This window comes from Shewanella sp. S1-58-MNA-CIBAN-0166, assembly GCF_040310085.1.
Lineage (GTDB): Bacteria > Pseudomonadota > Gammaproteobacteria > Enterobacterales > Shewanellaceae > Shewanella.
The window spans coordinates 69,575-87,580 of the sequence record NZ_JBEOPN010000016.1 but is presented as its reverse complement, the minus strand read 5'-3'; the positions used below and the strand labels follow the sequence as shown (position 1 = coordinate 87,580).

The window sequence follows — 18,006 nt, the reverse complement described above, 5'->3', positions numbered from 1 at the left end:
GCCATACAACACAATGAGCGAATGGTTAGAAGTTGTAAATCGCTTCAATACCAAAGCTACGCGGTTTATTAGGTTGACGTGCAAGATCGGTTACACCATCACCAAATAAAAATAAGTCTTCAATAGTGCGCTCATCTGTCGCGTTATCGACATAAACTTGTACTGTCCAGTCTTGAGATTTAACCCCTAAACCAAGGTTCAAGGTCGTTGATGCTGACGAGCGTATATCAGGAATATCGATAGAGAATGACTGCGGACCCACAACTTGAATATCGGCACGGGACATCAAGGTCCAATTACCACTCAATTCATAACTATGATTGACTGAAAGGCCATAATTATAGTCAGACACGAAGAATTGAGGTTTACCTTCTAAACTAGGTTGACGAGCAAATTCTTTGATTTCAGAATCGATGATACCCACACTAAAACGGACATCTAAATCTTCCATCAGTGCTAAATCTGCTTCTAACTCAAGCCCTTTAGTCACCACGTTATCAATCGAGAGGTTTTCTAGGGTGAAAGTATCAACATTAAATTGCGTGATTTGCGCATCAGTTTGATCAATCCAAAACGCGGCGCCATTTAAGGTTAGGTGATTGTCAAACAAAGATGTTTTAAACCCTGCTTCATAGCTGTCTGATACTTCTTTTTTAAAGTTTCGATCGATGCCTTCAGCTGGCTCATTAAACCCACCACTTCTAAAGCCTTTTGAATAACCGGCAAACATCAGTAAATCTTCGGTCATTTGATAAGCAAGCGTCGCTTTAGGCTGCCATTGACTGAAGGTTTGCTCTGCAAATGTGGCGTCAGGAGCATTTGGGTCATAAGATTCGCGTTTGTCTTTATCGAAACGTAATGCGGTAGTCAGTTCAAGTTTATCGGTGACGTCGTAGTTTGTTTGTCCTGCTAATGCCCAAGCGTTGCTAGTATTTTTATCAGCGATAACAAAATAGATGCTGTCGTTGGTAAAATCTGATCGAGATTCTGGGGTGTCGCCGGCGAAATCATCAAAAAAGTTAATGGTATTATCACGTTTTTTATCTTGATAAAAGGCCGATACTGCCCATCGAAGCGCTTGGTCACTGCGAGAGGTAAAACGCGATTCTAGCGTGAAGGATTCAACATCAAACAAACCTTCAGTAGCAAATGGAGCTCGGAAAAAACCATCTTCATCAATAAAAGTAGCATCAGCAGAGTAGTCACCATCGTAAAAATGCTCGTTAGTTGAATTGCTGTAGGCCGTAATAAAATCAAAGGTACCGAGGTCGTAATCTTGGTTCAACTTAGCGCTTAATTCGTAAACATCACGTTGGTCATTGTTATATATATTGTTTGAGGTAGGTAGATCAAAGTCTTCGATAGTGTCTTCTGACACATTTTGATAATAAGCAAATCCAGCGTCACTGGTGGTGTAACGTCCACGAAGGTTTAAACTGGTTTCTTCAAATAAATCAAATTCAAGTTGTGCAAACACAGATTTTTCGGATAAATAATCTGCTTGGTCATTTAAAAAAACGTTATCGATTAAACCATCGGTATTTTTGGTGTAACCGCCAACCCGAAAAAATGCGCTGTCTGACTCGTTAAGCGAACCTGATACAACGCCACTAAGTTTATAAGTATTGCCATTACCAATAGAGCCTTTTACCGAACCTTCAATATCTTCAGTAGGCTTTTTGGTGGTAACAATGACCGCGCCGCCAACAGCACCTTTGCCGTACAGGGCGCCTTGGGCACCGCGCATGACTTCAATTCGTTCAATGTCGACCAAATCTTGGTTGATGAATTCTAAATCTGGTGCGGTGACACCATCGACCACAAACGCGAGTGGGGCATCGCCAACTTGTGGAGTGATAAGTCCGCGGATAGTAATGCGCGCTAAACCTGGGCGAAAGTTATCCAGTTGGCTTAGGTTTGGGGTCATGTCGGCAACATCTCGAAAACTGGTGATGCGCTGGTTTTCAATCATATCGGCACTAAACGCGGTGACTGAGTCTGGAACGTTTTGTAACGTCTCAGTACGGCCTCGAGCCGTAATTGAAATACGTTCAACACCAGTAGTATCGATGGTGTTACTTTCTGGATCTTGGGCTTCTTCAGCCATTAAGGGAGAGCACAAGGCCATTGAAATTGCTGCTGCCACAAAAGATTTTTTTGTAAGAACTGTAGTGGTACTTTTTCTCATGACCGTTCCCTCTTTGGGGTTATATTAGTTATTGTGAATCGTAATCAGATTGTTAAAAATAATGACTTGCAGCCATTTTGCAGCTTTACTTGCAAAATAATATTTTGTAGTTGGGTATGAATGCGAAAATTATTTATTGTATTTAGCGTGAATATGGTTATTTTGGTAATTTAAATACAGATGATTCAGTATAGGAAACCCACTAAATTCGATAGGTTGGCAATATGAAGAAAAAAATGAAGATTGACAGCTACAATAAAAAAATATTATCCACCTTGCACTTAGAAGGTGCGCTTACCAATATTGAATTAGCTGAAAAAGTAAACTTATCGCCTAGCGCATGTTTTCAAAGAGTCAAAGCATTAAAAGAGGCAGGCTATTTTAGAAATTTACATGCCGACGTTAACTTAGATCAGCTTTGTGAGCACGTGTTGGCTTATATAGAATTTACTTTAGAAGATAATAGCGCGCCATCGAGAAGACGATTTGTTAGCCGTATTCACGAGATCCCAGAGATTATGGATTGCATGCAATTGAGTGGCGATGTGGATTATATTTCGTTAAGTTGTTTTCCTAATCTTAAAAAGCTTAATGAAGTGTGCTCAGAATTAAGTGATCAAACAGATTTGCGGATAAAACACATTAAAACTCGCATAGTACTCGAACGAGCTAAATGGTTTTTAGGCTATCCATTATCAAAACTAAAATGGCTTGATGATAATGAACATGATAGAGAAATAGTGTCAGAGCGAGCCGCTGTATAGCTTATATGGGGCCGATGAGAGAATCAACGGCCTTTATTACTAACCAACTAACGAAAATACTCATTAACACTTATCCCAAGTTGCGGTTAATTAGCATTTGATTACCTCAAGTCAGATGTACAAAAAAGTACTCCTCTTAATGCGATTAACCGTGACTAATAAATTGAGTCTTAACAGGTGTGGCATCAATGCCTTTTGCGACCGTGAGCATGGATGAGGTTAGCTTATTTAATTGCTTAGCACTGATGGTGTAGGGCGGCATAAGATAAATATATTTATTAAATGGTCTTACCCAGACACCAAGCTCAACAAAGGCTTGTTGTAATTCAGCTGTATTGACTGTATTGACCATTTCAATTACCCCAACAGCCCCTAACACACGGACATCTCTCACTTGCGGTAAATCTATCGCACTAGCAAGTTCTTGCTTAAGCTGAGATTCAATTGCGCTAACTTGTTGTTGCCACTCACCTTGGAGCAATAAATCTAAGCTGGCGGTCGCTGCTGCACATGCCAATGGATTACCCATAAAGGTAGGACCGTGCATAAATACACCTGCAGGTGAGTCACTAATACCATTAGCTACTTCGTCACTGCATAAGGTGGCCGCGAGGCTAATATATCCACCGGTTAAGGCCTTACCAACACACAAAATATCCGCTTCAATATTGGCATGTTCATAAGCGAATAGGGTGCCGGTGCGGCCAAATCCAGTCGCTATTTCATCTAAAATCAGTAGCACATCGTATTGGTCGCAAAGTTGACGAAGTTTAGTCAGATACGCTGGGGAGTAAAAACGCATTCCGCCAGCGCCTTGCATGATGGGCTCAATAATTACGGCTGCAATATCTTGGTGATGTTGAGCAAATGCAGCATCTAAAGCCAGTGAATCTGTTTGGTTAAGGGGGTCATTAAACTTAGACGTTGGCGCAGGGATAAAGACTTGTTCAGTGACATTATTACCGAACATGGTGTGCATTCCACCATCAGGATCACATACGCTCATCGCGGCAAAGGTATCGCCATGATAACCACTTTTTACGGTCATAATCCGCTGCTTTTGTGGTTGATTTCGGCCTTGCCAATATTGCAGCGCCATTTTTAATGCAACTTCTACTGCAATTGAGCCCGAGTCGGCTAAAAAAACCTTAGTTAAATTATCACTCGTCATCTGCACTAAGCGTTTTGAGGTTTCAATGGCTGGCTGGTGGGTTATGCCACCAAACATCACATGACTCAGTTGTGATAACTGCTTTTGCATAGCCGCTAAAATGGTCGGATGACTATAACCATGCACACAAGACCACCACGAACTGGTGCCATCTATAAGTACTTTGCCATCGTCTAAAGTCAACTCGCAACCTTGAGCGGAAACGACTCCATATACAGGCAGAGACTGGGTCATAGAGGTATAAGGGTGCCATATATGTTGTGCATCGAAAGCGTAATCGATAGTGGTATTTGTGTCGGGAAGTGCCATAATTATAGGTGCTCATTATTTGACCGCTAGTAAAGCGCAAAGTGGTTGTTGCGTTGACAGTTTACGGGCTCAGGGTATCCTAGCCAACATAAAATCAAAATAAAGGAATGAACCATGTCGTTAGCTGAAGTTCGTCACGATTGGCAAAAAGCACAAATTGAAGCATTGTTTGCGCTGCCTATGAATGATTTATTGTTTAAGGCTCACAGTATTCATCGTGAAACGTTTGACCCTAACGAAGTGCAGATCAGCCGTCTTTTATCAATTAAAACCGGTGCATGCCCTGAGGACTGTAAATATTGTCCACAAAGCGCACGCTATGACACTGGCCTTGAAAAAGAACGTTTGCTTGAAATTGATAAAGTATTAACCGAGGCTAAAAGTGCTAAAGCTGCTGGAGCATCGCGTTTTTGTATGGGGGCAGCCTGGCGTAACCCGCGTGACAAAGATATGCCATATTTAACGCAAATGGTAAAAGATGTTCGTGCCTTAGGCATGGAAACCTGTATGACATTAGGCATGTTGTCATCTGAGCAGGCCGGGAAATTAGCCGATGCTGGTTTGGATTACTACAACCATAACCTTGATACCTCACCAGAATATTACGGCGACGTTATTACCACTCGCACCTATCAAAGTCGCTTAGATACGCTAACAAACGTACGTGCATCTGGGATGAAAGTCTGTTCTGGCGGCATTGTTGGAATGGGCGAACAAGCCACAGATCGCGCCGGTTTATTGCAACAATTGGCCAATTTAGAACAACATCCAGATTCGGTGCCAATCAACATGTTAGTCAAAGTGGCCGGTACGCCGTTTGAGAATATAGATGATCTTGACCCGCTTGAATTTGTGCGCACCATTGCTGTAGCCCGCATTATTATGCCTAAGTCGCGGGTGCGTTTATCTGCAGGACGAGAAAGCATGAGTGATGAACTGCAATCTATGTGTTTCTTTGCTGGTGCTAACTCTATTTTCTACGGTTGTAAGCTATTAACTACAGCAAACCCAGAAGAAAACGATGATATGAATTTGTTCCGTCGTTTAGGTTTGCACCCGGAACAAGGCCCACAAGCCCACATCGAAACAGATAACGCATTATTAGCCAAAGCTAACGCCATACAAGATAAGTCGACCAAGCAGTTTTTTGACGCAGCAGCGCTGTAATTAAGCATGACGTCATTAGGCCTGCCTGCGATTGGGAAACACCCAATAGCTTTAAGGATAAGTGAAAAGCTTGCTGAACTAAACGCAGCAGGTCTTTTACGCCAGCGACATGTGGCAGCAACGTCGCAACAGTCAGTATTGATTGATTTTAGTCATAATGATTATTTGGGTTTAGCCCATGAACCAGCGTTAGCACAAGCACTTTACGACGGTGCAACAGTATATGGTGTGGGCAGTGGGGCATCACCGCTTGTAAGTGGTTATAGCCAAGCCCATGTGGCGCTGGAACAAGGTTTATGTGAGATTACCGGTCACCAAGCTTGTATGCTGTTTAGTTCAGGCTTTAGTGCCAATAGCGCGTTAATGAAAACCTTGTTTAACCCCGATGATACGGTCATTGCTGATAAATTGGTGCATGCCTCTGTCATTGACGGTTTAAAAGACAGCGGCAGCAAAATTAGCCGATTTTTGCATAACGAAATCAATAGCGCTGCACGCATTATTGAACGAAATCCCAATACCGCAGTGGTTACCGAGAGCGTATTCAGTATGGACGGCGACATAGCCCCCATTGTTGAGCTATCGGATTTATGTAAGCAACATGGCTGTTGGCTCATTGTCGATGATGCCCATGGTTTTGGGGTATTACCAAGCTCGTTTGTTAATGCCGATAATGTCGATATTCAAGTCGTCACCTTTGGTAAGGCGCTAGGCTGCCAAGGCGCCGCTATTTTAGCTTCCACAGAAGTGATTGATTACTTGGTTGCGACGTGTCGTGAGTATATTTACTCAACCGCTTTAGCGCCAGCCAATGCTCAATTAGCATTAGCGGCAATTAATTGGCAACAAACTCACCCAGAATTATTGGAACAATTAACGGCTAATATTGCATTGTTTAGGCAACTCGCATTAGTAAATAAATTGAGTATTACGTCTTCTACTACCGCAATTCAACCGATTATGATCGGTGATAATCATCAGGTTATCGCTATTGCGCAGCAGTTAAAACAACGAGGTTTTTTAGTTGGTGCTATTCGTTCACCAACCGTGCCAAAAGGTCAGGCGCGTTTGCGGATTACTTTAAATGCACAGCATAAAGCCGCTGATATTCAATCACTTGTGAGCACTTTAACTCAGCTTATTCACCAATATAGTGATACTGACGCAAAGCTAGGTGCATTAGCGCCACAAACAGTGGCTAAATAAATCGTATCGATGAGACTCTCATGACGTTAGATAATCCAGTGGCAAGCAAATTTTCAATCGCCGCATCTCATTACAAGCAACATGATGTATTACAACGTATTACCGCTAAGCAATTATTAGACAATGCGCATCTATTTGGCACCTTACTTGATGTCGGTGCCGGTCCTGGTACGAGTTTTCATGCCTTTGATGTTAAGCAGGTCGTTGCGGTTGATATCGCTCATGGCATGCTTAAGCAATTAACCAAACAACACCCTGATTATTTACCGATATGCAGCGACGCACAGGCGCTTGGATTACAGAGTGCTTCCATTGACAGTATCTATTCTAATTTAGCCTTGCAATGGTGCCAAACGTTACCACAAGCATTTGCTGAGTTTCATCGAGTATTGCGACAAAATGGTGAGTGTCATCTTAGTGTAGTTGTTGATGGCAGTTTGGCTGAATTACAAACATTAGGCTTTAGAGTTAACCCATTTTATTCCGTATCGGCACTTAATGCCGCATTGAGTGCATCTCATACGACTGTGGATGATTGGCACAGCATTGATATCCATGTTGAGAGTATTAGCGTGTATTTTGATGATTTGCGCAGCTTGCTGTACTCAATAAAGGGGGTGGGTGCGTCGTTTGCTCAACAAGACGAAAACAATTCAACACAACATCAGCCACTCACAAAGCAACAATGGCAGCAACGCATCGTACTTGCAGAAACAATGCGTACCGATAAAGGCTTGCCATTAACTTATCAAATTGCGTATATCCGCGCCAAGCGAGGTTGAAACGATGTTGTACTTTGTGACAGGAACCGATACCGACAGCGGTAAAACCTTAGTTTCGGCTGCATTATTATCCAAGGCTCAAGGCCATAAATGTGGCTTTAAACCGATAGCATCAGGATGTATATCCACCGACGCGGGCTTACGCAACAGTGATGCCTTAATGCTAATAGCTCAGTCGAATATGGATTTACCGTATCAAGTGGTGAATCCTATTTGTTTTGAACCCGCTATAGCGCCGCACATTGCTGCCAAACAAACTAATCAAACATTAACGGCTCAACGTGTACTTGATACTATGTACCATCCCGCGATGTTAGATGCAGATTTCGCCTTGATAGAAGGTGCTGGTGGCTGGCGTTTACCACTAGGTAATGGTGAGTATTTATCTGAGACTGTTAAATTATTGCACGCCAAGCTACAACAAATTCAGCTGGTTCAAGGTCAACAGGCGATATCTCAGGTTGAGGTTATTTTAGTTGTAGGCATGAAACTAGGCTGTTTAAACCATGCGTTATTAACTCAAGAGGCTGTGTTGGCCGACGGATTGTCGATAGCGGGGTGGGTTGCTAATCAAGTGGACCCTGATATGGCTTTTATTGACGATAACCTCAACAGTTTACAGCAGATGATGCAGGGACCATTTTTAGGTTATGTGCCTCATTTAGCCAATGCAACAGCTGAACATGCCGCGAGTTATCTGCAATTACCGAAATAATTCGTAGTCGAAAATATTAAGCCCAACTTTGCCCGCAGTTAGCTTTTCAGTATGAGCAGGCAAAAGCGGGCGATCAATCAATTGATATTACCAGAATGATTAGTTTGCGATTGGCATCACTCTATTACGACCTAAGCGTTTTGCTTCGTACAGTAACTTATCGGTTGCTTCAATTAATTGCGATACATTTTGCTTAGGTTTCCATTCAGCAACACCAAAAGATGCGGTTATCGAATCAATAACCTTGTCACTGCGTCTGTCTTTGACACTGAGTTTTTCGAGCGCTCTGCGAATGCCTTCAGCTAATTGTCTAGCAACTCTAAACTGACTACTTGGCACAATAATGGCGAACTCTTCACCACCAAAACGGTACAATTTAATTCCGTCACGGCAGGCTTCTTGGATCCGTTTCGCAACGGTTTTTAGGACTAAATCACCAAGTTGATGACCAAAATTATCGTTGAAGGTTTTAAAGTGATCAATATCAATTAAAATCATGCAGGTACCCGCAGGGGCTGAACTTATTTGCGCTTCAATGTCAGTGTTAAATGCACGGCGATTTAACACATTGGTTAGGGCGTCAAATAGCATGTCTTTTTCAGATTCAGCTAAACGAGTTTTGAGAGTATCAATCTCTGATTGAGCTTTTTGGAGTTGTTCGGTAAAACTCACGGTACTAGAACGGATGCTGGAAGATTCTTTAACGATATTTCTAATAATACCAATCACTTGCTCGAGAGAGAAACCTTTATTTTCAAGCTCGCTTAATTTTTTAAAATCTTTATCAATTTGATTTTGAAATGTCTCAGTGTCCAAATTAGTATCTTTGAGTGACTGAGATAACTCACATACCATAGCATCAAGGTTCTTACGCATGTCGCGCACATCTAGCTCAACCGGATCAGCCACATGTTTACGATATAACAATTCGCTGGTCACTGGTGAACAGGTTTGATTTTGTTTTACTGCAGTATCTAACTCTTGATTAAGTAACGGGTTTTGTTCACCCACGTAAGCATACCAAAGCGCGTAGTTTGTTGGTGTTGTGGGTATTCTATATTTTAACATTAACGGAACAGCTTTTTTCAAATTGGCTGCAGCGGTTTGCAGTAGAGTGTTCGACATTAAGTGCCTCATGATCCGGGCTAAGGAAAGACTTTAAAAAATCTACAATTGAAGTAAATATAACAATAATAGCAGAGTTTGTACCATGATATTATAGTGATACAAATAACAAAAAAGCATCCGAAGATGCTTTTTTAGTGACTTGAATCATATTAAAAAACGTAAGAGACAGCAAACATTGGGCCAGTAAAGCTGTAGTTTATATTGTAATCAAAAGTACGCTGTTCAATATTACCGACATTACGTGTTTTTTCGATTGTGACATCAACATCATAATAGTTGTAAGCCAGTTTTAATGACCAATTATCGCAAACCTTAGCTTCAACACCTAAACGGATATCGATAAGTGATCCATCTACATCATCATATTTGATAGCAAAATATTGGGCGTGAGCATCAAATGTCCAACCAGGATAAAATTCGTAAGAGCCGTAAAGGCCAATGTCTGGTAGAGGCGCCGTTAGAGTGTCGTCTATCACTTCAGGTGTTGCTACTGCATCGTTGCATAAACTGGTTAAGGTTGAGTCTGGCACGCAAATACCGATAGTGCCTTTAAAAGCGGTTTCGATAAACATGGTATGTATACCAACGGATACTCCAACAGCGTAGTGAGTTCCTTGCCATATGTCATAACCATAGCCAATTCGCAGAATATCAATATTGAGTTCGGTATTCAGTTTGGCGCCAGTTTCAATCAGGTAGTCTTTTCCATCAATATCTTCAAGAATAAAATCTTCTGATACCGTTTCAGTGTCTGCTTTGCGATCCAACGACTTCCAATCAATATAAATACTATGGCGTTGGTTAAAAGAGAATGTGAATTCAAAGTAGGGTAAGTATTGCTCTTCAGCAAGTAGCAGTTCATCTTCAAAGTCTACCGGGAATGTTCCGCCTGTTTTAGGGTTTGTAGCGATGAAGTTTGAATCTGAATTAGCATAAAACATACCGATATCAAGGGTATATTTATCGGTAACTGTTGAGTTGTTAGTTGATAGTTCCGTTTCTGCCGCAGCAGTTCGAGTACCTAATATCAACAACACTATACAAATAAAAGATCTTATCATTGAAACTCCGCATTTATTATTTTTTCTATATCACAGGATATGCGTCTTCATATGATGCTTTTGTCGAATTTAATACCTAACCTATTCAGCGCTGATATCCCAAATAAGGATTATCAAAATGCGCAGCCATAAACATTAAGTTAAAATAAAAACGACAAACTGTTCAGTGCATATACTAGCACCTTGCTACTAAATGTGAAGTATTTGTATAGAATTATTGCGCTAAATCAAGTTTTCGTTAATAGCTTGAACTCAACGGTGTAAAAACAACCATTCCAGCGAAAAGTCAACACGGATAAAGGCGCCAGAGCATTGGCGTATCTGCGGTGGGTGACAAAAATGTGACAGAACAAGAAAAGTAGAGCAGGATGTTGACTCTACTTTTACTACTCATGCAACAAATATGTTACATGTTTAATGTGGCGACTTTAGCCGTTGAAAGATAGTTTATTCTGACTCATCGGTGTCAGAAGCATCTTCTTCTACATCGTCAAATTCAATTTCAACTTTAGAGCTTGCTGGCGCGTGAATTGTCCCAACAACAGCATAAAATGGTTTGCCTTTTGCTAGACGACAATATTTAGACCACAATAGCTCCATTGGTGTTGTTGCAGGTTTTTTACCCTGTAAAACGTTAACAAATTGGTCTTCGTCAACATGACAAGGTAACTGCGAGCCATCGGCTAAATTTTTCATTGCTTGACCGTGTTGTTCAAGCAACTCAGCTTCCTTATTGGTAAAATCACCACAACGTTTAAATCCTTTTGGGAAATTCACGTCATCATAGAAGCGTTTAGTAGATTGAAAACTGTTGCTATGACCATTGGTGTTAGCATCAATACCTTGTTTTGCATTGATAAATGATTGCTGAGACATGGCTAATACCTTCTAGATTATGAGATATAAAGATTTGCAACTGGAGTATTGGCTAGTATTATCATTTTTTAAATCAAAATATTTTGTCCTTAATGGTAAAGAATTTTTATGGATACAGATTTATTAAAAACCTTCTTAGAAGTGTCCCGTACTCGACACTTTGGTAAAGCGGCTGAAAATCTATACCTCACTCGAAGTGCTGTCAGTTTTAGGATAAAGCAATTAGAAAATATTCTGGGTATAGAGTTATTTGAACGCTTACGTAACAACATTCAACCAACTCCGGCAGGTGAAAGAATGCTCGGCCATGCTGAGGCCGTGCTTAACGCCTGGGAAAGAGCAAAACAAGATATTATTTTAAATCAGCAGCACAGTGCTCAGTTAGCGTTGTCGGCTGGCGATAATATTTGGGATGCTTTTTTACAAGGTTTTTTACAGCCATTACATTTAGGCTTGGAAGGAGTGGCTTTAAGAACGGATGTGTTACCTGCAGCAGTAATGACTCGTCAACTTATTGAACGAACCTTAGATATTGCGATTACGTTTGATCCTCCAAAGCTTGATGGCGTTATATTAGTTAAGCTTGCTGAAGTAAAATTGTATTTAGTCTGCAAACAAGCAGGCGTTAAGCTTACTCAAACACCTACTTTACCTTATATAAAAGTAGATTGGGGGACTGCCTTTAATATCACTCATGCTCAGGATTTTACCATGTTACCTTTGCCGGTATTACATACAAGTTCTGCTCGTATGGCGTTGGACTTTATACTTAATAACGGCGGATGTGCATTTTTGCCTGAGGCACTCATACAGCCTTATTTAGATAACGGGACTCTGTATGTTGTCGATGATGCAAAATGTATCCATCGGCATGTGTATGCTGCTTATTGGGCTGAAAATGAAAGACTTGCTTATATTGAACAAGCCATTTCAATTTTGACTACCGCTAAGCACACTAAATGATATTCGTCTGGCTGTTATTAAAACAGTAATGGCCAAATAACGATGCCCCAAGTGATGGCACATAATACTAAACTGATAAAGACTGCTGCAGAAGCAATGTCTTTTGCCTGACCACTGAGTGGATGGATCTCATCACCAATCCGATCAACTACCGCTTCAATAGCGGAGTTCAACAATTCTACAATCAATACAATTAACACCGTCATGATAAGCAAAATACGATCAGTACTACTGATATTGAGTAGTAGTGCAATAGGTAGCATTAGGCAAGCAAGCACGGTTTCTTGTCTGAATGCCGCTTCATTTTTCCACGCTGACTTTAGCCCTAGCATTGAAAATCCTGTCGCTCGAAATACGCGTTTTAGACCATGATTGTTCTCTGGTTTCATTTTGCTCATTATCTTTTTGATGTTCATTCCGTAGATTGTAACATTCTGTTCATATGCATCCAGCGGTTATTTCGGTCTTATGATGTGCTGTAGAGCAGAAAAAACATTTATCGTTGTGCTGATATCTGCCCTCATCATGCATCGATTTATATCAAAATAAGCCCGACCAATGAATGGATAATTCTTCTGTTTGTACTAGGCTCACTTAACATTACAGATAATCATTTTAAACAGGCGTAAGTCTTTCGTCACGAATGGCAGGTGTTATAACAGTGTTTTGAGCGGTATTGCTCGGAAGTGACTTGATGCCCAATACAGTAAACACTTGAGGCATTGAAATAAACTTTTGAACAAAAACGAAAACGAAAAGACACTAAATGGATTTTATTATTAGCAAGGATTGCATATGCGTAAGCTACCTTATATTTTAATTTTGGTCATTAGTTCACTGCATTGTTTTACGATAAAGAGTGAAGTGTTATCAATTCCTCCTATTCAGTTAGCAACAAAGTATCAACAAGATATCGACGTCACTGAATACTTAATCAGCGAGAAACTCGATGGCGTTCGAGGCTATTGGGATGGCAGTAATATGCTGACTCGCAGTGGCCGAAAAGTGACTCTACCTGCGTCGTTTACCCTTGGTTTTCCTAATACTGCTATTGACGGTGAACTTTGGTTAGGTCGTAATCGTTTCGAAGATATTTCTGCATTGGTTCGACGTCAGCAAGTACCTGATAAAGAGTGGCTGGAAGTCAAGTTTATGATGTTTGATTTGCCACGACATTCCGGCCCCTTTATTGATCGCTATTCAGCAATGAAAATGTTGGTAGAACAAACGGCCTCCATACATTTACAGGTCATTAAGCAGGGGCCAGTGGTTTCAACGGAAGCTTTGTTTACACTGCTTGATTCCGTCGTTAATGCTGGCGGTGAAGGATTGATGTTACATTATCAGCAAGCGCATTATGCTGTCGGCCGCAGTGAGTATATTGTTAAGCTCAAACCCAAATATGACGCTGAAGCTGTAGTGATTGGTCATACAGAAGGTAAAGGTAAATATAGAGGTAAGCTAGGTGCGTTAATCGTAAAAACACCTGCAGGGATCGTGTTTAATATAGGCAGTGGTTTAAGCGATAAACAACGAGAAAATCCACCTTTAGTTGGTTCGATAATTACTTATCAATATTTAGGCTTAACTCAAAAAGGGACACCAAGATTTGCTACTTTTCTACGCCAAAGGCCATCACAATAACGCTCAAACTTGCTGACATGTTGCGTGGTGTATTATTAAATAATAATGGTAAAACTAAATGTAGAACTAAATGTAAAACTACAATTAGTAATGATCATAACCCCGGTTAAGGTATCGGCAACATGATTAAGTGATGATATAAAACTGGAGAAAATGGCGGTTATCAATGATCGATGATAAATATCTTTTAAATGTTCGCTCGGTGTTGTTTGTCTGTATGGGCAATATTTGCCGTTCGCCGACGGCAGAGGCAGTGTTTAGGCAACAAATGAAACGTCACTCGCATCAACTTGATATCGATTCTGCAGGGACTATTGCTTATCATCAAGGGCATGCTCCGGATAGTCGCAGTATTATTGCTGGCAACAAGCGCGGACTTGATTTTTCAGGAATGACAGCTCGGCAGGTTATCGATGCTGATTTTGAACGATTTGATTTGATTTTAGCGGCAGACTTTGCCAATTTAAATGATTTGAAAGACAGGTGTCCTGTCCATTTACGATATAAATTACAGTTGATATTAAGCTATGGTGATTCGTTAGTCGAAGAAGTACCTGACCCATATTATGGTGGTGAGCGAGGATTTGAGATGGTTATCGATTTGCTTGAGGCCAGTTTAATGGCATTGGCGATTAAGTTAGCTAAACGTTGAAATATAATCAATTAACTAAGGAGATTTAACTAAGGCTACTTATCTAGGTTAATTAATTATGGTTACTTAATTCAGGCTACTTAAGCATGGCAGTTCTTTCTGAATAATAAGTGCTAGGCCGGCATTGATGTTGACGACCTAGACTTTGTTCGGCTTAATCGTTATAACGTTTACCGGAGCGTTTAAGTTTCTCTTGCTCTATTTTCTGCTGTTTAATGAGTTCTTTCTCAGCTAATTTACGTGCAACTTCCTCTTTTTCTATTTCAGCCATCGCTGGAGTTTCAAGGCTTAATAGTCCGATTTTCCCTGAGCGGTATTCATGTAGTAAGAGTTCAGATACTTTATGGTAATCAACTCGTGCGCCAGGGCGAAGTGCTCCGCGGGAACGACTGATAGCTTCGAGTAATTCGATATCGCTGGCGGGTAGCGATTGAAGCTTATAACGTTCGCAAATTTCGTCGGGATAGGCTTTAAGGAAATAGCCAGCAGCAAACATTGCCACATCTTCGTATTCCATAGCGGTATCTTTAATTGCACCAGTGACAGCAAGGCGATAGCTACTGGCTTCATTGTCCACCTTTGGCCATAAAATGCCCGGAGTATCCGATAGTACTATTCCGTTACGTAAGTTAATACGTTGCTGACGTCTTGTGACAGCAGGTTCATTACCTGTTTTGGCTATAGTGCGACCCGCTAAGGTATTAATAATTGTAGATTTACCAACATTAGGAATACCCATGATCATGGTGCGGATGTCTTTTTCCATAATGTCACGGTGTGGCACCAGTTTACGGCAAAGATCAGGAATGCTTTTTACCATACTGGGTTGTAAACTTGTGATTGCTGATGCCTGAACGCCTTGTTCACGTTCTAGGTATTCAATCCATTGGGCGGTAACCTTAGGATCGGCTAAATCAGATTTATTCAGTAATTTAATGCAGGGTTTATCACCACGTAGTTGTGACACCATCGGATTTTCACTGCTGTATGGAATACGTGCATCGAGCACTTCAATAACGAGATCCACTTGAGGCATTGCCTCCTCGATCTCTTTACGTGCTTTGTGCATGTGTCCTGGATACCACTGAATTGCCATGATGTTGCCTTATAAACCGGAGAGTAAATACAATAAATACAAAAGTGATATTCTACCTCGTTAGCAGATTAAATGCATAAAAAAAGCGCCCGAAGGCGCTTAGTATCATTGCTAAATGAAGCATTAATGTTTAAATGACGCCTAATTCACGTAATCTTTCCTGTAAATAGCTGTCAGCGGTATAACGCTCTGATAACACGACTTCTGGATTAGGATGCAAAAACAGCGGTAATGAAATCCGTGATTTGGTTTTGTCTGTCCCTTCAGGGTTGATAACCCTATGTGATGTCGAAGGGAAATAGCCACCCGATGCTTCTTGCAACATGTCACCGATGTTAATAATGATGCTGCCAAAATCGCTAGGTACGTCAATCCATTCACCGGTTTTGGTTTTCACTTGTAGTCCAGGTTCATTTGCTGCAGGTAATATGGTGATGAGGTTAATGTCTTCATGCGCCGCGGCACGGATTGCGCCCATTTCCTCATCTCCGTTCACTGGAGGATAATGAAGAATGCGTAATAAGGTTTGCTGGCTTTGAGCAATCATGTCAGGTAATGGAATCGTATATTTTGCCGCAACATCTGCAGGTGTATATTTTTCAATCCAACTGAGTAATTCCGCAGCTAGGGTGTTGGCATGTTCATAATATGCAAGAATATTGGATCTAAGTGAATCAGGAATACGGCCCCATGGATACACATGATAATATTCTTTGATATCTTTTACATTGTTACCTTTGGCTGTTTCAGAAATCGATGCAGGAAAAAATCCATCGTGTGTTTCTGACTTGAACAAAAAGTCATGTTTTTGTTCAGATTGGAAGAAGTTGTACCACTCTTTATAAATGTCTTCGACAAGTTGCTTTTGAATAGGGTGATTCGATAGTACCCCAAAACCTGTTTGTTGAAGCGATTCAACAAAGCGCTCAGCGCTATCTGGTGCTAAGTAATCAATTGTATTTAGTTTCATTATATTTTCTTATTAGTGTGTTGACCCACTGCTAATGGTAACCTTAGTCACACTTTGTCGCAATTCTTTGCGTGTCTTCATGTTGTATTGGTTGAACTGATGCTGCGGATCTCACGTATCCTTTGTTAATATTTGCGACAAACAACTCAATGAGAGCCGACAATGAATAATTTAACCGAATTTGAAAAATATGTAATTGAACAAAAAGGTACAGAACGGCCTTTCAGCGGTGAATATGTTGATCATGATGCGCAAGGCGTTTATTTATGTAAAAAGTGCCATGCACCTCTTTATAACAGTGAACATAAATTTAATGCACATTGTGGCTGGCCTGCATTTGATGATGAAATCGAGGGCGCAGTAGAACATACTCCTGATGCTGATGGTCATCGAACCGAAATCACCTGTGCACAATGTGGCGGTCATTTAGGTCATGTGTTTGAAGGCGAGCATTTAACGGATAATAATGTTCGTCATTGTGTTAATTCAGTATCGATGATTTTTAAATCCCGTGATGAGTTAGCGCAATCAAGTTCGGCGGTAGCTTCTTACCAAAAGGCCACTTTTGGCGCTGGGTGCTTTTGGTGTGTTGAGGCTATTTTTGCTCAACTTAATGGCGTGCACAGTGTTAAATCAGGTTATTGTGGCGGTGAAGCAAAAGATGCAAATTATGACGCAGTGTGTTCTGGTAAAACAGCTCATGCAGAAGTGGTTCATATTGAATTTGACCCTGCGGTTATTCAATTTGACACCTTACTTAGCGTACTATTTGAAAGCCACGATCCGACCACACTTAATCAACAGGGTAATGATAAAGGGCCACAGTATCGTTCAGCTATTTTTGCCCATAACAGTGAACAAGTAGATGCTGCAAACCGATTTATTCATGCGTTAACTGAACAACAACTTTGGCCTAGGCCGATAGTGACCGAAATCAGTGCGTTTGACACATTTTATCCTGCTGAAAATTATCATGATGACTACTTTGCAAAGCATGGTGAACAACCTTATTGCCAATTAGTGGTTAAGCCTAAATTTGATAAAGTCATGAGTAAGTTTGCAGATAAGCGTAAAGTGTAAACTAAATTTTTTGCTCTTGTATGAGGGCTAAGCATAATAAAAAAGGGGTGATTGAATATTCAATCACCCCTTTTTTTATATCAATTCCATTAATTATGTGCTCAATCAGAGCCTCTCAGGTTTTCCAGTTTGAGGCGCATTGTTGAAAGAATGGTTGTTCCCTTGTAAAACAATGCAACAAAGAAATGGAAAGCCTGAGTAACTCCCGCTGAATGACCAGATAATTATTGGAAT

At 40.8% G+C, this 18,006-nt stretch carries 17 protein-coding genes; 9 read left to right on the top strand and 8 right to left on the bottom strand.

Features of this window, described 5'->3' with window-relative positions:
- Positions 1-25: 25 nt before the first annotated feature.
- On the bottom strand, positions 26-2,188 hold the full coding sequence (locus tag AAEY99_RS11595; RefSeq protein WP_351010573.1) for a TonB-dependent receptor: 2,163 nt from the start codon (positions 2,186-2,188) through the stop codon (positions 26-28).
- Positions 2,189-2,412: 224 nt separating this feature from the next.
- Here AAEY99_RS11595 and AAEY99_RS11590 point away from each other — a divergent pair, with 224 nt between their 5' ends.
- Positions 2,413-2,952 carry an Lrp/AsnC family transcriptional regulator gene (locus AAEY99_RS11590; protein ID WP_351010571.1) on the top strand — a complete coding sequence of 180 codons (540 nt, stop codon included), beginning with the start codon at positions 2,413-2,415 and terminating at the stop codon, positions 2,950-2,952.
- Between the two features lie 145 nt (positions 2,953-3,097).
- On the opposite strand, the gene bioA is transcribed toward AAEY99_RS11590, so the two are convergent.
- Complete coding sequence (gene bioA, locus AAEY99_RS11585) at positions 3,098-4,432, bottom strand: adenosylmethionine--8-amino-7-oxononanoate transaminase (protein ID WP_351010570.1); 1,335 nt, start codon at positions 4,430-4,432, stop codon at positions 3,098-3,100.
- Between the two features lie 114 nt (positions 4,433-4,546).
- Between bioA and bioB the strand changes: the two genes are divergently transcribed.
- From bioB to bioD, 4 genes are read left to right on the top strand one after another with little or no spacing between them, the layout of a single operon-like run.
- The gene (gene bioB, locus AAEY99_RS11580) at positions 4,547-5,599 is read left to right on the top strand and encodes a biotin synthase BioB (RefSeq protein ID WP_162023394.1); all 1,053 of its coding nucleotides are present in this window, start codon (positions 4,547-4,549) and stop codon (positions 5,597-5,599) included.
- 6 nt (positions 5,600-5,605) lie between these two features.
- Entirely contained in the window at positions 5,606-6,805 is a 1,200-nt protein-coding gene (locus tag AAEY99_RS11575) for an aminotransferase class I/II-fold pyridoxal phosphate-dependent enzyme (protein ID WP_351010568.1), read from the top strand.
- 20 nt (positions 6,806-6,825) lie between these two features.
- On the top strand, positions 6,826-7,587 hold the full coding sequence (locus tag AAEY99_RS11570; RefSeq protein WP_101086795.1) for a methyltransferase domain-containing protein: 762 nt from the start codon (positions 6,826-6,828) through the stop codon (positions 7,585-7,587).
- A 7-nt stretch (positions 7,588-7,594) separates the two neighbouring features.
- Positions 7,595-8,302, top strand: a complete 708-nt coding sequence (bioD, locus tag AAEY99_RS11565) for a dethiobiotin synthase (protein WP_197708446.1) — start codon at positions 7,595-7,597, stop codon at positions 8,300-8,302.
- Positions 8,303-8,401: 99 nt separating this feature from the next.
- Here bioD and AAEY99_RS11560 read toward each other — a convergent pair whose 3' ends face one another.
- From AAEY99_RS11560 to AAEY99_RS11550, 3 genes are all read right to left on the bottom strand, one after another.
- On the bottom strand, positions 8,402-9,427 hold the full coding sequence (locus AAEY99_RS11560) for a GGDEF domain-containing protein (protein WP_101086797.1): 1,026 nt from the start codon (positions 9,425-9,427) through the stop codon (positions 8,402-8,404).
- A 152-nt stretch (positions 9,428-9,579) separates the two neighbouring features.
- Positions 9,580-10,491, bottom strand: coding sequence for a porin family protein (locus AAEY99_RS11555; protein ID WP_101086798.1), 912 nt, complete (start codon positions 10,489-10,491; stop codon positions 9,580-9,582).
- Positions 10,492-10,938: 447 nt separating this feature from the next.
- Positions 10,939-11,367, bottom strand: coding sequence for a MaoP family protein (locus tag AAEY99_RS11550; protein WP_101086799.1), 429 nt, complete (start codon positions 11,365-11,367; stop codon positions 10,939-10,941).
- 108 nt (positions 11,368-11,475) lie between these two features.
- Here AAEY99_RS11550 and hdfR point away from each other — a divergent pair, with 108 nt between their 5' ends.
- The gene (hdfR, locus tag AAEY99_RS11545; protein WP_101086800.1) at positions 11,476-12,330 is read left to right on the top strand and encodes an HTH-type transcriptional regulator HdfR; all 855 of its coding nucleotides are present in this window, start codon (positions 11,476-11,478) and stop codon (positions 12,328-12,330) included.
- A 17-nt stretch (positions 12,331-12,347) separates the two neighbouring features.
- On the opposite strand, the gene AAEY99_RS11540 is transcribed toward hdfR, so the two are convergent.
- On the bottom strand, positions 12,348-12,719 hold the full coding sequence (locus AAEY99_RS11540) for a diacylglycerol kinase (RefSeq protein WP_101086801.1): 372 nt from the start codon (positions 12,717-12,719) through the stop codon (positions 12,348-12,350).
- A gap of 406 nt (positions 12,720-13,125) precedes the next feature.
- Between AAEY99_RS11540 and AAEY99_RS11535 the strand changes: the two genes are divergently transcribed.
- Together AAEY99_RS11535 and AAEY99_RS11530 are read left to right on the top strand one after the other, a co-directional pair.
- Positions 13,126-13,974: a DNA ligase gene (locus AAEY99_RS11535; RefSeq protein ID WP_101086802.1), complete on the top strand. Its 849-nt coding sequence runs from the start codon at positions 13,126-13,128 to the stop codon at positions 13,972-13,974.
- A 166-nt stretch (positions 13,975-14,140) separates the two neighbouring features.
- Positions 14,141-14,626 carry a low molecular weight protein-tyrosine-phosphatase gene (locus tag AAEY99_RS11530; RefSeq protein WP_351010566.1) on the top strand — a complete coding sequence of 162 codons (486 nt, stop codon included), beginning with the start codon at positions 14,141-14,143 and terminating at the stop codon, positions 14,624-14,626.
- Positions 14,627-14,780: 154 nt separating this feature from the next.
- Here AAEY99_RS11530 and ylqF read toward each other — a convergent pair whose 3' ends face one another.
- Positions 14,781-15,722, bottom strand: coding sequence for a ribosome biogenesis GTPase YlqF (gene ylqF, locus AAEY99_RS11525; RefSeq protein ID WP_101086803.1), 942 nt, complete (start codon positions 15,720-15,722; stop codon positions 14,781-14,783).
- Positions 15,723-15,852: 130 nt separating this feature from the next.
- Positions 15,853-16,692, bottom strand: a complete 840-nt coding sequence (locus tag AAEY99_RS11520) for an isopenicillin N synthase family dioxygenase (RefSeq protein WP_101086804.1) — start codon at positions 16,690-16,692, stop codon at positions 15,853-15,855.
- A 162-nt stretch (positions 16,693-16,854) separates the two neighbouring features.
- Between AAEY99_RS11520 and AAEY99_RS11515 the strand changes: the two genes are divergently transcribed.
- On the top strand, positions 16,855-17,772 hold the full coding sequence (locus tag AAEY99_RS11515; protein WP_101086805.1) for a bifunctional methionine sulfoxide reductase B/A protein: 918 nt from the start codon (positions 16,855-16,857) through the stop codon (positions 17,770-17,772).
- The last annotated feature ends 234 nt before the right edge of the window (positions 17,773-18,006 follow it).